Below are 239 nucleotides of genomic sequence, written 5' to 3'. Positions count from 1 at the left end.
TCCTTCGGCACCTTGGAAGCGCACGCCAGCTGGCGGGCTTCCATCCAGCGCAGGCAGTCGTAATGCACCACCCAACCGCCGGTGACCGAGGCCGTGCGGGAGCCGCCATCGGCCTGGATGACGTCGCCGTCGACGGTGATCTGCTGTTCGCCCAGCGACTGCAGGTCGACAAAGGGGCGCAAGGAGCGGGCGATCAAGCGCTGGATCCCCAGCGTGCGGCCGCCCAGCTTGCCGGCGGA

1 pseudogene is annotated in these 239 nt (G+C 69.5%); it reads right to left on the bottom strand.

The window, feature by feature from the left end:
• A pseudogene (locus tag KVT37_RS32795) lies at nucleotides 1–239 on the bottom strand (ribonuclease PH); the annotation flags it as partial.

The sequence above is a fragment of the Mesorhizobium sp. GbtcB19 genome (assembly GCF_019091085.1).
Lineage (GTDB): Bacteria > Pseudomonadota > Alphaproteobacteria > Rhizobiales > Rhizobiaceae > Mesorhizobium.
The sequence above is the reverse complement of the archived record's forward strand: the minus strand, read 5'-3'. Positions and strand labels throughout refer to the sequence as shown.